This is a genomic window from Nostoc sp. MS1 (assembly GCF_019976755.1).
Classification (GTDB): Bacteria; Cyanobacteriota; Cyanobacteriia; order Cyanobacteriales; family Nostocaceae; genus Trichormus.
Map to the genome: position 1 here is coordinate 1,245,188 of NZ_AP023441.1, position 12,822 is coordinate 1,258,009.

Consider the following 12,822-nt stretch of genomic DNA (forward strand, 5'->3'; position numbering starts at 1 on the left):
AGATGTTTATATAGACATCAGCTTAATATCTACAATTTACGCAAAAAAAACTATATTGCTTTTTATAACATCAAAATCAAATATTACATCTCATATTCAAAAAGGTGCATTACTTAACTGCACCTTTTTGAAATTTCCTGATTTTGATTAATTACGCAGCTACTAAACGGCGTAAAGATTCAGCACGACGCTTTGCTATAGAATTATTGGGTGCAAATTTTAGTGCTTCTTCGTACATTTGTAACGCCTGAGCATTCAATTTTTTCCGCTCATAAGCATGACCCAGATTATTTAGTGCTACTACATAATCTGGTTTCAATTTTAGCGCCTCTTTATACTGACGAATTGCCAAATCATATTGATCTTGGGCAAAATAAGCATATCCCAAACCATTGTAAATAGGAGCAGTGTTTTCTTCTCCTTCTTCCTCAGCTGCTTTGAGCGACTTTTGAAACAATGGTATAGCTTGTGTAAACACTTTCTTTTCTGAATAGATGCAGGCTAACTCATAATATTCTTGAGCCGTACCTTTATCTTTACTCAACTTGTTACGCAATCGTGAGAAAGAGCTTTCACGCTTACGAGTCTTGAACAGCTGGCGGAAAACACTCACAAGTGTAAATGCAAGTAAACCAACCAAAACAGAGAGATAAACAACCGCTAGACTGTTATCCATTGCCTTCAAATCAAATTATTATAGGTGCTTCAATATCTATTATGGGGCTTTTGGGAGTGGCAAAGATGAGGGAGTGGGGGGAGATGACGGAGATGAGGGAGTGGGGGGAGACAAGGGAGAGAATAATTATTACTGTGCCTCTTGCTTTTGACTATGGACTATGGACTATTGACTAATCCCCAATACTTAATTCTTTCGTTTAACCAGCCTTGAGCTATGTAACGAGCGATCGCTTCGTTAACTTCCCTTCTCATTTCATCGTACTGCAATCCTTTGGGCATGACTACAGATAAGGGTGCTGTTGATAATTTTGTTGGGAGTAACCGATATTGAGGATTTTCTTTTACCCAACCGCTCAGAACACTCCCATCGGCGGCAAAGGCAACTACACTATTATTCTCTAGTGCAGTTTGCGCTTCTTGGTAGGACTTAACTCCTACTAACTCGGCGTTGGGGATGTAATAGCGTACTTCGGCAATGGTGCTGGAATTATAGAGGACGGCTACTTTACGTTTTGCTAAATCATTTATTTGCTGTACAGCCGCATCTTTGGTAACGATATAAGTTCCATCCATATAATAAGGAACACTGAAATCTACCAAACGTGAGCGTGATGCGGTGGCTGTGACTCTAGCGATCGCCATATCCACTTTATGATTCAATACTACAGATAAGCGATCGCGATTATTTACGCTTTGCAGTCTCACAGCATCTGGTTTACCTAGCAAATCAGTTGCTAAACGCTGTGCTAAATCAATTTCTAAGCCTTGTAACTTGCCACTTGCATCCTTAAAACCCAACAGAGGCAAATTATCTTTCACCGCTACCGTTATATAACCCCGGCGCTGAATCTCTGGGGTTGTCGCGGCAGATGCTACAAATCCTGTTGCTAAGAGAATACAAATAATAGTGGCGGATAATACCAGATGTAACCGACTAATTATTCGCCTTCTGTTACATCCGTTATTCATCCGTTGCCACCTTTAACCTTTAGCTTGAATTGCCAACTGTGCCACTTTGGTGAAGCTTGCAGGATCGAGAACTGCCAACTGTGCCAACATTTTGCGGTTGAGTTGGATGTTAGCTTTTTTCAAGTTACCAATTAACTGACTGTAACTTAATCCCTGTTCTCTAGCAGCCGCGTTAATGCGGGTAATCCACAGACGACGGAAATCGCGCTTTTTCTTTTTGCGATCGCGGTATGCACTGCGGAGTGCTTTCATTACCTGCTGGTTAGCGGTTCTAAACAAAGTAGAGTGAGAACCACGAAAACCCTTAGCTAATTTGAGAATTTTATTGCGGCGTTTACGAGCAACGTTACCGCGTTTTACGCGAGTCATAATTTTATTCCTGAAAAAATTACAAATTTACAAATAAGGCAACATTAAACGCACGTTTTCTTCGTCGCGCTCGTTAACAACTGCCATCTTGGAAAGACCACGCTTTTTGTTAGTAGTCTTGTGTTCTAAAAGGTGGTTTTTGAAAGCCTTACGGCGCACAATTTTACCGCTACCAGTAGCGCGGAACCGCTTTGCAGCTGCTTTGCGTGTTTTTAGTTTAGGCATGAATTGGATCTAATTCGACACAATCCCTCATTATATATTATTTTAGTCATTAGTCATTAGTCATTAGTCAGTTGACAGTTGTTAATAGTTTTTCTCCTCGGCTCCTCATCTCCCTCATCTCCCCAAATAAATAAGGGTGTAAGAGTCCACCCCTACACCCATATATACTTACACGCCTAAACTCTAACTTCTAAATAAAGCGCTGCGAGTCTCCGGCCCAAATACGCCATCAGCACGTAAACCGTTGTTGGCTTGGAACTCACGCACACGGCGGACTGTCACCGGGCCATAATAGCCTGTGGGTTCTACACCCAACGCGCTTTGCAATTCGGAAACTGCTGAACCGCGAGAACCAAGGCTGAGTGTTATGGGGCCGCCAGTACCACCTCCACCTGTACCGCCATTACCGCTACCACCACCAAGCAAAGCAACACGAGTTTGTGGACCGACTACACCATCAACACGCAACCCGTTGTTAGCTTGGAACTCGCGTACACGGCGGGCTGTTACTGAGCCGTAATAGCCTGTAGGTTCTACACCTAGCGCTCTTTGTACTGCTGCAACTGCTGAACCGCGAGAACCAAGGCCTAATGTTACTCTACCGCCAACACCGCCGCCATAGTTACCGCCATAATTGCCGCCATAATTGCCGCCAGATGTGCCACTAACCCATCTAGCTGCTACGTATCTATTACTAGATAGGCGAGCAAAACCGTTGACGCTTCCTGTCGTGTCGATGGCAGAACCGTTAGGAATGCAGTCTACAACTCTGGCATTGATGCTAGGAGAAGTACGTACATTTAGACAACTACCGTTAGTACGGACGTAGGCGGCAAAAGCGCCATTGACTTGAGTCAGAGCGGTAAATAATACCATTACACCAGCAACAGACAACCAAGCCGACGACTTGAGCAATCTACCCCAGCTAAAATCAAACTTAGGTAATTCATATTCGAGATATTCAGCCTGACCGTTTGCCTCTTGGTTCGCAATGACCATAGAGGAATAAGCGATAAATTCCATTGGTGAACACCTTTACGGGTAAAAGCTAAAAGATGAGAATTGATACTATGTTTGTGTATTTTCAACTACTGAAGATCATAAAGGGTTTTCCCTTTTAGTATCAGCAAAAAGTAAAAAAATTTATAAAAATCCTTGATAGTGCGGTTTTCATCATCGATTAATTTAGTTAAAAGTCAGAGAAACTATATTTTTCCACACATAAATAAATCTGATAATTTTTATTTATTAAAAATATAGAAATTATCAGTACGTATCTGACTCCCATTACGCAAAACTTGTACTTGTTCTGGACTAACTACGTAAGAGAAACTACCATTATCAGCTTGATATCTATTTCTCCCAACAGTCCAAGCTGGTATTTTGACTGACTGAGTTGGGTTCTGTTTTAACTCACCTATGTAAAATAACTGCCCATTCTCATCACATATCCTGACTAGGGCATTTGCGGTTTCTCCTTCTAACCGCGTCATCCCGTTGCATTGTACATCGCTATTCATAGCCCCTAAAGTTATGGGTATGGGTTGCGAAGGTGAAACTTGTTGTTCTAGAGAAGGTTGAGGAACTAATGGCGAGGGAGGAAGTAAGCTTCCACCATAAGCTTCACCAGCACGGGAGATAGGGGCAGGGAATGGGTTATTTTCAGGTATAGTTGGTAATTCTTGTACTTGTCTGGTTGAAGGAACTTTAGCCGCAGTCGCAGCAACACGTTGTGATGGAGTTTTACTAGCTGTCGAGGACGCTAAAAAAGTTATAGGATTAACAGCCACTCGCCCATTAGGATAATATTCAAAGTGTAAATGAGTTCCAGTACTGTTACCTGTAGACCCCATTTCCGCAATTATTTGTCCTTGTTTGACCTGTTGACCTTTACTTACTAATAAACGGCGGTTATGTCCATATACAGTAACGCTACCATTAGGATGTTTAATTTCTATAGCATTTCCTAGTCCCCAGTCATCCCACCCAGCTTTGACTACCTTCCCCGCCGCCGCCGCGAAAATTGGCGTTCCCGATGCACCTGCAATATCAATTCCTTCGTGTTTGTATTTGCGAAAACCTTGGGAAATATATCCTTGTGTCGGCCAAATTAAGTTAGAGCTAGAGATAGGGTTAGGATTAGGGTTAGGGTTAGGGTTATAAATTGGGCTGGGAATGGGAATAGGAATAGCTTTCTGTTGGCTGGGAGAAGTTTGGGCGACTTGCGTTAAGGCAGTGGTATTTGTACAAAGTACCGCAGTTAAAGATGTGATAGTAATATAAGTAAATTTACGGTGATAGAGGAAGGTAAGTTCTTTAGGTAGTTTTAAGCGCATAAAGGATATCTCAGATACTTTAAAGATATTTGCTATTTCACTCTTATGCTGGGATTGTCAGGGAAGTTTTAGTCAAATTTATAACTTTCTTCAATGCTTTACATCAAGTAGACGAACATCTACTGTGAAAGTGTCTTAGTTAAATAAATTTGGTAAAAAGAGCTAAAAATAGTGCTGGATGTAGGTGTAGGAGTATCAAGGTATAGGGTGTAAAGATAGATGAGATTGATCTCGATCAATGTAATCATGGGATTTTTAACAGTGACCAGTAACCAGTGAATAGTTACCAGTCTTTTAAATACCTGGGTCTAAGTCACTCGTTAATTGGTAGTATGCGTTAGTGGCGGGTTTCAATCCCTTTACTATACGCCGTCAGGACTGATAACTGTTAACTGATTTAAGTGTTGACCCTATACCCAAAAGATTTCTCTATTCTGACTTTATACTTATCGTATAAGACTGATATTTAATTTTTGAAAAGATTCAGTAAATTTCTACCAGTCGTCTTCACTGTTCCCTATGGTCTGTTTTCAGAATTTCCAGAATGGTGAAGGCAGATTTTAGAGGATAGTTAGCAAAAACGATATCCTAAATAAAGGCGAAGTCTTCTTTGTACTAATTATTCTTGATGATTATGAGGCTAGGGTTGAAGATTTTTAACCGTACAGAGGCTAAGAGAGGAAGCTTCAAAGTATTTTTACTACTTCTTGGATAAGTCTAGAATTAAGCGATCAGCTACGCTGGGCGCTTGCGCCATCGCACATACAACTCTAAATTCCCTCTGGCTGAGAAAAAATCTAATTATTCACACTCTCAGAGAGCCTAAGTTTGATTTTGTTTAAATTTTGTATTTAATAGCCTATATATAGGATGGCAAATAGTACCTAGTTGTTGATAATGCAATATATGCTAATAAGATAAGCAATTAATGTTTCTAGTCAGTTATATGCCAAGTTGGCTTTGCACAAGATGCTAACTTGTCCAAAACAGACAACTAAACACACACTGATCCCAGTTTATTTGCTTGAATAGCTATATTGAGAGACTTGTAATTTCATACTCTTGATTATGACCAGTAAAATAATTGATGTTAGAGAGTACACGGTTAGAGCGCATAAGCGATTGATTCACACTCGCGTTTTTAACTTTGTTTGTAAGGAATGTGATGAACCTACAAAGCGCGAGACTTTTGGCCCTCGTCCTTTGTATTGTGAGAGATGTCGTCCTCCGCAAGCACCTAAAAAATCTCAGCAGCCAAGTCGCAAAGCCAAACCTAGACCAACTACTTATAAAAGCGACATCGATTTAGGTTAATTTGAAGCATGATAAATCCTCAATTGCAATTAGAGCCTCCTCCCCAAGATTTTGTCTCGCCCCTTCTGGAATTACGAGACTATTATGCACGCCTTGTAGAAGAGTATGAAACTCTATTTACACAAGCGCGATCGCAACTTGATCATGTAGAAGCTTTATTATCTACTTGGTCTGCTCATCAGAAACCTCAACTACCTATGGGTGAAGCCACCCAAGAAGTTCAGGCTTCTTTTCCTCAAGTTTCTCTACCGTCTTTAGCTAACGGTACTTCTCACACGCAGCTTAACTTACTAGAGTCCAGCAAACTGGAATCTTCCAGCGCTGAGGACTTGGAAACAGAAGATTTAGAGACTTCGCCAGAAGATAATGAAGAGTCTCCAACTACTAGTTCATCACCAACTATAGAAATTACTCCAGAGACTATCAAGGGAACGGATATCCCCATGTTACCGGAGTATCAGTCTCTCACTCGTATGGAAGCCATTACAAGGCTACTGCGAGATAATCTTGGCGTAGTATGTCACATAGATTTTATAGTGCGATCGCTTTATGGAGAGTTAGAACCTTATATATTTAGAGTGGTTAAAGGTAGGGTGCAATCATCCTTAACTCAAGGTAGAGAAAGACAGGCTTGGTATGGCATCCCTGATGAACCTGGATGTTACACTCTAGATTTAAGTTTGGTAACATCCAACCGTACTCATACCTACTCCCCAACTGGCAAAAGTAAGAAGAAAAAGCCTATTGTTGTTCCCAAAACAAGAGTTGTCCCAATGTTGGAACCCTACCAAGGACAATTTTTAATTGATGCTTTGAGTGTCTTCTTCAGAAAAAATCCAGGGAAAGTTTTTGGTGTAGCTGATGTCATCACAGGAATTTATGGAGAACTAGACGAGGAAGACACTAGAGAGGTGAAAAGCAAAGTCTTAAACGAACTCTCCCGTGGTTATCGCACAGGTAGGTTTGCTAGAGTACCGAATAAAGTCGGCTTCTATACTTTAGATTTAAAGCAAGCCGCTAAGTCAGGATAAGGAAAGTGAGGAGTGCTGAGTTAAGAGTGCTGAGTGCTGTTAGCGGAAGCGGGGCGTTCAGCCCGTGCTGAGTAAAATAGATAGGGAATAATAATTAACAACTTTAGTAACCGAACAATATTATTCTCCCCCCTCTCCCTCATCTCCCCCATCTCCTACTCTACCCACCCCAAAGTCCGTTGCACGGCTTTTTGCCATGTAGCAAAATTACCTCTAGCACTGTTGCTTCCTTCCCCTGGCTCAAATATGCAGTCTATTTGGCGTTGGTTTACCAAGGTTGAGTAACTATCCCACAACCCCACGGCTAAACCTGCGGCGAAAGCTGCACCTTGAACTGTTGTGTCGCGCATGGTGGGACGTTCTACGGGAATACCTAATACATCAGCTTGGAACTGCATGAGAAAATTATTCTCGCAAGCACCACCATCGACAATCAAACGCTGCATGGGACTATTACAAGACGCATTGATGGCTTGTACTATTTCTAACACTTGATAGGCGATCGCTTCTAGTACCGCCCTAACTAAATGCTGGGGTTGGACACTGGCGGTAATGCCGAAAAAGGCCCCCCTGGCGTTCATATCCCAATAAGGCGCACCCAGTCCACTAAAAGCTGGGACAAAGTAGACTCCGCCGTTATCGGGTACTTGATTTGCCATCGCCTCGGTTTCCGCAGCCGTTTTAATTATTTTGATGCCATCACGCAGCCATTGGATACAAGCACCACTAGTAAACATACTGCCTTCTAGAGCATAGCCTACATTTAATTCTTGTTGTGAATTGGCTTGTGTCCAAGCGATTGTGGATATTAGTTGATGCTGGGAACGGACTATATCTGTACCAGTGTGAGCCACTAAAAAGCTACCTGTGCCGTAAGTACATTTCATTAAACCAGGGCGATCGCAGCCATGACCAAATAAAGCTGCTTGCTGATCGCCTAGAATAGCTGTGATGGGGATAGCCGCGCCAAGTAAGGTACTATCGGTAACACCAAATTTTCCTAAGCTTGGTTGAATTTGCGGCAGAATATGGGCAGGTATTTGGAAGATATCTAATAGTTGTTCATCCCAGTCGCAGGTTTTGAGATTCATTAACATTGTGCGGCTGGCATTACTATGGTCGGTGGCGTGGACTTGACCACCTGTCAATTTCCACAGTATCCAAGTATCAATTGTACCTGCAAGGACATTATTTAAGTCAATACCTGTGATGTTATCTAGTAACCACCGGAGTTTAGTAGCAGAGAAGTAAGCATCAATAACTAGGCCAGTGCGATCGTAAATTTCTTGAGCGTAGTCTTGTGATTGTAACTCATGGCACAGAGGCGCGGTGCGGCGGTCTTGCCAGACTATGGCTTTATGTAACGGTTCGCCTGTAGTTTTATCCCAGAGTAAGCAAGTTTCCCTTTGGACAGTTAAACCGATAGCAGTAATTTCACTAGAAGAGATTTGAGCATGAGCGATCGCTGTTTGCATCACCCGGTAAGTATCTTGCCAGATTTGATTGGGGTCATGCTCTAACCATCCGGGTTGAGGGTAATATTGCGTTAGTTCTTTGTATGCTTGAGCTACTATTTTACCTGCGGCGTTAAAGATAAATGCCCGGTTCCCTGTTGTCCCCAAGTCCAACGCTAGAATATAGCCGGATGATAGTGTTTTGCTCCCCAATGTCTGCATAGGTATGAATGAGAATGCGATCGCTTTACCTATGGTACAGATATTTGGGTCTTTCTACATATTGGGTTAGGTTGGGCGATCGTTTTTCTATTTTTTTATTCCTGTAAGGTTTAGAGGATTGCAGAAAGTTGATTATAAATTACTAGGACTATTACCAATTACCTATTACCTATTATCAAAACTTCTGCATATTCATACTTACAGGATCAAACCCTCTTGAAAATTTTGTGGTTTCGTCATAATAAGCACCTGTTAAATCTGCTCCGTACAACTTAGTAAAGTTAAGTTTAGCTCCCCGGAGATTAGCTTCGTTCAACTTCACACCTGATAAATTCGCTCTTGTCAAATTTGCATTGGCTAAGTTGGCTCTACTTAAGTCTGCTCCCCAAAGTTTGGCTCTAGCTAGGTTAGCACCGCTCAAGTCTGCTCCCCATAAGTTTATCCCAGGTAAATAAACTCCAATTAACCTAGCTCTAACTAGGTTGGCGGCGGGAAAATATCTCTCTCCTGCGGCGTAACGTTTTTTGATTGTCTCAGCATCCATGAGTTGTATTCACCTTCTTAAGCAAGAAAGAAGTTATGTGTTCCCATTCTCGATGTAACTCTCCGGTAAACTCTGGTTGACTGCTGCGATGATACCAGTAATGAGCGTTATTCAAGTCGCCTTCTTTACGATGTAAGTACGCATGAACCCAAGCGCTATCTATGTCTTTGGCATTCTGGACGATTTCATGTGCTTGGTTCCAGTCGCCTTGTTTGTCACACCAAAGAGCTTGCAGCGCTTTTGGTAGGGTTTGAGGACATGAGCGCTGTCTTTCCATCAAGCGGATAAATTCTTCTGTATTCATAATCGCTACTCAGCAATTATTAGACCTCTATTTCCAAGATACTCTGTGGTTTGATGATTGAGTGATGTTTGATGAGACGTTACTGTATATCTTTATCTTTGTTAAGTTAATTTTGTCTGTATTCTATGAGATAGCACAAGATTTGAGTCCACCAGATAGACCGATTATAAAGCAGTTTTTAAACGTAGAGGCACGCTAAGGTTAGCGCGGTGAACCAGCGCTGTAGGAGGGTTTCTCTCTCTGACGAGACGCTGACGCGAACCGCAGGCGACTGGTGAACCCGTTGGCGTAGCCTCTCGTAGAGAAGGGAGGGAGAGGAGGAGAGATTTTATGTTTCTCTGCCTCTTGCTGTTTTAGCTATTCCCTGTTGTATGTTACCTGTAGTTAAATCTGGCCTAGTTGCTGTCTGCTTTTAATTTCTTGGTTTTGTTTAGGAACGATTTCAAACTCAAAGTTACCGACTAAGCGTTCATCAACATATACATATATTATATGTTTGCCTGGGGGATCACCGGGTGCGATCGTCCAAAAGTTCTCAATGACACCATTTTTAGGTAATTGGGTACGCTTGGTGACTGCTTCTGTACCGTCGGCTGATAATGTGAAATTTTCGCCGTCATCTGTTGCCCATGTTTGTGGGGCTTTTGGTAGGCGTAGGACTTCGCGCCATGTTACTTGCCCTTTAACACCTTGTATTTGAATGCGCCAGCCGTATTTATTTCCCTCTACTAGTGGGACTTTGATTGTCGGGGTGAAGTTAAATTTCCCTCCAGCGTCTAGAGTTGCTACTCCAAACTCAGCTTTACTAATATTTATCGGTTGAGTTTTGCTCGGCTGAGACTGAGGGCTTGACTGAGCAAGTGTCTTAGGGTTGTTGGCGAAGGCTGAGGTAGGAACAAACCCAGTCATCAGCAAAGAAGATGTGATTACAACTGTCGCAGCCCGAATTATCATGCTTCTCAATTTTTCGGTCAGTTACTAGTACATATTCAACTACTTTTTGTGCATCTCCGGTAGGGGTGGTGCGGGAATTTTGGCGGTAACACATTTATCCGAAAAGAGCTGCGTTTGCGTTGATGTTAAAGGCTGTTACTTATTTTGCTGGAGTTTATGTTTTCTAGAATAACTTTAATTGTGGCGATCGCTACTCTCTGCACTTTAGGCTTACTATCACTATTATCTTACGTAGCTTGGTCTTGGCCGCTAGAGATGTTAACTCATTTCCGCTTTCAGTATTTGGTTTTGTCTTTAATTGTTACCAGTGTTTTATTGATTCTTTGGAAAACCCGCCACATCAAAAGTAAGCTACTTATTTTTACATCTCTATTACTAGTCGGTTTGAATCTAATTGAGATTTTACCTTGGTATATTCCCCATACACAACAATTAGCCGGGAATACATCTACACCAATTCGAGTTTTATCTTTCAATATCAATGTTCAAAATAAACAATACGATAACATGGTGGATGTCGTACTAGATTCTCAAACTGATGTAGCTGTATTGAGTGAAGTTAGTCAAGATACGATGACAAAATTGAATGAGGGTTTAAAAGGTACTTTGCCTTATACTTTTAGGACTCCTGGTGGTGGTATGGCAATTTTTAGCCGCTTTCCATTTTTAGATGTTAAGGGCGATAACTTTAATAAACAAGGAAATCACAATTTAATTGCTACTTTAGAAATAAATAAGCAGCCTGTAAAAGTTATTGGTACACATCCCTTAGTTCCCGTAAAGCTGACAAATTTTCACAGCCGAAATCGTCAATTAGCTGCACTTGCTAAATATATTCAAGAAATAAATCAGCCATTGATTTTAGTTGGTGATTTTAACTTAACTCCTTGGTCGCCTTATTACCGACGTTTTATTAATAAAACTAAGTTACATAACACCCGTTTAGGTTTTGGGATTTTACCAAGTTGGCCTCGTCCTGCTACTCATGTACACATACCAAAATGGCAGATACCGTTAGTAAATATTCCCATTGACCACTGTTTAGTTAGTCAGCATTTCAATGTCGCTAGAATCTACACTGGAGCAAATGGTAATTCTGATCACGCATCGTTAATCACTGAATTAGTTTTGCGTTAAGTAACAGGCAGTCAAGTAGGTACAAGCAAGAAAAAGATTTTGATTTGTTATAGTAAAGTCAGTTAATATAAATTGAGATATACTTTACAAAATAAATGGTTATAATATCTGCTAATTATTAAAACTTTCTTTACTTTCATTAACATAGCAAATTCACCAAAACTTGAATCTTAAAACTATAATTATTGGGTAAGGCTGGAAATTGCAAATTTAAGTTAAGATTCATCATTGTGTGATGTAATTATGAAACCATTTTTTATCCTAATTATAGCTGGAGTTGCTGCGATAAGTTACTTTCCCCTAAAGGCGATCGCTCAGGACAAAACTTCACCAGAAAATCCGCAAGAAGCCATCATCGAACGCCATGAGGCTGCGGCTTTAACGACGGAACCCGTAACCATAAAGAGTCAATGGAATAGTGTCACAGGTCAACCTCAAAACCTCCAAGGCAATTCTATTCCCCTAGAACAGAAAAAAGGGTGTGAAAGCCTCAGCCCGTTTGATGTACTCAGCAATCCAGAGGCTATGTTTAAGGAATGTGTCAATCCCTCAGATAACCGTTCTGCTGAACGTGTTGAAACAGTAGAGTATCTAAAAGTTCCTGGGCTTGAGTCTGGTGTGAAGGTCAACGTAACTAAATTTTAAATATAAGATAAACAAGGTAAAAATAAGTTTCTCGCATTAAAAATTGCATCTGACTTTGAAAACTGCGATAGCGAGTGGTAGGCGTGGGTGAGGGATAAGCATCTATACCTAAATTTCTGGCCATTAATACGGCTCGTTTTAAATGTAATGGGTCACTCACAATCAAAAATTTCGTTAGTTCTTGATGAGTTTCTACCACTTCTAGCGCATTCTTAAGATTTTGGTAAGTTGTTCGAGATTGAGTTTCTATAAAAATATCGGCTGCTGTTACTCTTCTGGTTATGGCATAAGTTTGACCGACAACAGCCTCAGCAGGTTCGTTAACTTCCCCCACTCCACCCGTAAAAATAATCTTATTTATACTGTAATTTTTATATAAATTAATAGCATGGTTAATACGTTCACGAAAAACAGGTGAGGGTTCTTTCCCCCAGACGGCTGCACCTAAAACAATTGCCGCATCTGCTTTATTACTGTAGCTATTATTGCCATACCAGTAGATACTTATTGCTGTAGATGAAATAGTAAATACTAATACAGAGATGGTGGTTATTAATATCCGAAATAGCCATTTTCTACGAATATTTTTAAGCATAAGTAATCTCAATTTTATTTAATTACAATATGGGTGAGTAATGGC

At 41.0% G+C, this 12,822-nt stretch carries 15 protein-coding genes; 4 read left to right on the forward strand and 11 right to left on the reverse strand.

What is annotated here, in order from left to right:
• Window positions 1-151: 151 nt before the first annotated feature.
• From NSMS1_RS05430 to NSMS1_RS05455, 6 genes are all read right to left on the reverse strand, one after another.
• On the reverse strand, window positions 152-676 hold the full coding sequence (locus tag NSMS1_RS05430) for a tetratricopeptide repeat protein (protein ID WP_224091764.1): 525 nt from the start codon (window positions 674-676) through the stop codon (window positions 152-154).
• 158 nt (window positions 677-834) lie between these two features.
• The gene (locus NSMS1_RS05435; protein ID WP_224091765.1) at window positions 835-1,647 is read right to left on the reverse strand and encodes a transporter substrate-binding domain-containing protein; all 813 of its coding nucleotides are present in this window, start codon (window positions 1,645-1,647) and stop codon (window positions 835-837) included.
• Between the two features lie 12 nt (window positions 1,648-1,659).
• A complete protein-coding gene (gene rplT / locus NSMS1_RS05440; protein WP_067766671.1) occupies window positions 1,660-2,016 on the reverse strand; it encodes a 50S ribosomal protein L20 in 357 nt (118 codons plus the stop codon).
• Window positions 2,017-2,043: 27 nt separating this feature from the next.
• Window positions 2,044-2,241 carry a 50S ribosomal protein L35 gene (rpmI, locus tag NSMS1_RS05445; protein WP_066383932.1) on the reverse strand — a complete coding sequence of 66 codons (198 nt, stop codon included), beginning with the start codon at window positions 2,239-2,241 and terminating at the stop codon, window positions 2,044-2,046.
• Between the two features lie 183 nt (window positions 2,242-2,424).
• A complete protein-coding gene (locus NSMS1_RS05450) occupies window positions 2,425-3,264 on the reverse strand; it encodes a peptidoglycan-binding protein (RefSeq protein ID WP_224091766.1) in 840 nt (279 codons plus the stop codon).
• 218 nt (window positions 3,265-3,482) lie between these two features.
• Window positions 3,483-4,577, reverse strand: coding sequence for a M23 family metallopeptidase (locus NSMS1_RS05455; RefSeq protein WP_224091767.1), 1,095 nt, complete (start codon window positions 4,575-4,577; stop codon window positions 3,483-3,485).
• Between the two features lie 1,068 nt (window positions 4,578-5,645).
• On the opposite strand from NSMS1_RS05455, the gene NSMS1_RS05460 reads away from it, so the two are divergent.
• Both NSMS1_RS05460 and NSMS1_RS05465 read left to right on the forward strand, forming a co-directional pair.
• Window positions 5,646-5,891: a hypothetical protein gene (locus NSMS1_RS05460; protein WP_224091768.1), complete on the forward strand. Its 246-nt coding sequence runs from the start codon at window positions 5,646-5,648 to the stop codon at window positions 5,889-5,891.
• A gap of 8 nt (window positions 5,892-5,899) precedes the next feature.
• Window positions 5,900-6,922 (forward strand): hypothetical protein, encoded by a 1,023-nt coding sequence (locus tag NSMS1_RS05465; RefSeq protein ID WP_224091769.1) that lies wholly within the window; start codon window positions 5,900-5,902, stop codon window positions 6,920-6,922.
• 155 nt (window positions 6,923-7,077) lie between these two features.
• Here NSMS1_RS05465 and glpK read toward each other — a convergent pair whose 3' ends face one another.
• The 4 genes from glpK to NSMS1_RS05485 all read right to left on the reverse strand — a co-directional run bounded on the left by glpK (window position 7,078) and on the right by NSMS1_RS05485 (window position 10,400).
• Entirely contained in the window at window positions 7,078-8,598 is a 1,521-nt protein-coding gene (glpK, locus tag NSMS1_RS05470) for a glycerol kinase GlpK (RefSeq protein WP_224091771.1), read from the reverse strand.
• Window positions 8,599-8,773: 175 nt separating this feature from the next.
• Window positions 8,774-9,142, reverse strand: coding sequence for a pentapeptide repeat-containing protein (locus NSMS1_RS05475; protein WP_224091773.1), 369 nt, complete (start codon window positions 9,140-9,142; stop codon window positions 8,774-8,776).
• Window positions 9,132-9,446, reverse strand: coding sequence for a hypothetical protein (locus NSMS1_RS05480; RefSeq protein WP_224091774.1), 315 nt, complete (start codon window positions 9,444-9,446; stop codon window positions 9,132-9,134). The genes NSMS1_RS05475 and NSMS1_RS05480 overlap by 11 nt, the downstream gene beginning before the upstream one ends.
• 384 nt (window positions 9,447-9,830) lie before the next feature.
• The gene (locus tag NSMS1_RS05485) at window positions 9,831-10,400 is read right to left on the reverse strand and encodes a hypothetical protein (protein ID WP_224091775.1); all 570 of its coding nucleotides are present in this window, start codon (window positions 10,398-10,400) and stop codon (window positions 9,831-9,833) included.
• A 156-nt stretch (window positions 10,401-10,556) separates the two neighbouring features.
• Between NSMS1_RS05485 and NSMS1_RS05490 the strand changes: the two genes are divergently transcribed.
• Both NSMS1_RS05490 and NSMS1_RS05495 read left to right on the forward strand, forming a co-directional pair.
• Window positions 10,557-11,537 carry an endonuclease/exonuclease/phosphatase family protein gene (locus tag NSMS1_RS05490; protein ID WP_224091776.1) on the forward strand — a complete coding sequence of 327 codons (981 nt, stop codon included), beginning with the start codon at window positions 10,557-10,559 and terminating at the stop codon, window positions 11,535-11,537.
• Between the two features lie 243 nt (window positions 11,538-11,780).
• A complete protein-coding gene (locus NSMS1_RS05495) occupies window positions 11,781-12,182 on the forward strand; it encodes a hypothetical protein (protein WP_224091777.1) in 402 nt (133 codons plus the stop codon).
• Here the strand turns inward: NSMS1_RS05495 and NSMS1_RS05500 are convergent.
• Window positions 12,172-12,777: a YdcF family protein gene (locus NSMS1_RS05500; RefSeq protein ID WP_224091778.1), complete on the reverse strand. Its 606-nt coding sequence runs from the start codon at window positions 12,775-12,777 to the stop codon at window positions 12,172-12,174. The genes NSMS1_RS05495 and NSMS1_RS05500 overlap by 11 nt on opposite strands.
• Window positions 12,778-12,822 lie beyond the last annotated feature (45 nt).

Coding starts and splice junctions, on each gene's coding strand:
- NSMS1_RS05485 (WP_224091775.1), bottom strand. CDS start 10,400: ATGATAATTCGGGCTGCGACAGTTGTAATCACATCTTCTTTGCTGATG.
- NSMS1_RS05480 (WP_224091774.1), bottom strand. CDS start 9,446: ATGAATACAGAAGAATTTATCCGCTTGATGGAAAGACAGCGCTCATGT.
- glpK (WP_224091771.1), bottom strand. CDS start 8,598: ATGCAGACATTGGGGAGCAAAACACTATCATCCGGCTATATTCTAGCG.
- NSMS1_RS05475 (WP_224091773.1), bottom strand. CDS start 9,142: ATGGATGCTGAGACAATCAAAAAACGTTACGCCGCAGGAGAGAGATAT.
- rplT (WP_067766671.1), bottom strand. CDS start 2,016: ATGACTCGCGTAAAACGCGGTAACGTTGCTCGTAAACGCCGCAATAAA.
- NSMS1_RS05430 (WP_224091764.1), bottom strand. CDS start 676: ATGGATAACAGTCTAGCGGTTGTTTATCTCTCTGTTTTGGTTGGTTTA.
- NSMS1_RS05490 (WP_224091776.1), top strand. CDS start 10,557: ATGTTTTCTAGAATAACTTTAATTGTGGCGATCGCTACTCTCTGCACT.
- rpmI (WP_066383932.1), bottom strand. CDS start 2,241: ATGCCTAAACTAAAAACACGCAAAGCAGCTGCAAAGCGGTTCCGCGCT.
- NSMS1_RS05435 (WP_224091765.1), bottom strand. CDS start 1,647: ATGAATAACGGATGTAACAGAAGGCGAATAATTAGTCGGTTACATCTG.
- NSMS1_RS05465 (WP_224091769.1), top strand. CDS start 5,900: ATGATAAATCCTCAATTGCAATTAGAGCCTCCTCCCCAAGATTTTGTC.
- NSMS1_RS05460 (WP_224091768.1), top strand. CDS start 5,646: ATGACCAGTAAAATAATTGATGTTAGAGAGTACACGGTTAGAGCGCAT.
- NSMS1_RS05500 (WP_224091778.1), bottom strand. CDS start 12,777: ATGCTTAAAAATATTCGTAGAAAATGGCTATTTCGGATATTAATAACC.
- NSMS1_RS05495 (WP_224091777.1), top strand. CDS start 11,781: ATGAAACCATTTTTTATCCTAATTATAGCTGGAGTTGCTGCGATAAGT.
- NSMS1_RS05450 (WP_224091766.1), bottom strand. CDS start 3,264: ATGGAATTTATCGCTTATTCCTCTATGGTCATTGCGAACCAAGAGGCA.
- NSMS1_RS05455 (WP_224091767.1), bottom strand. CDS start 4,577: ATGCGCTTAAAACTACCTAAAGAACTTACCTTCCTCTATCACCGTAAA.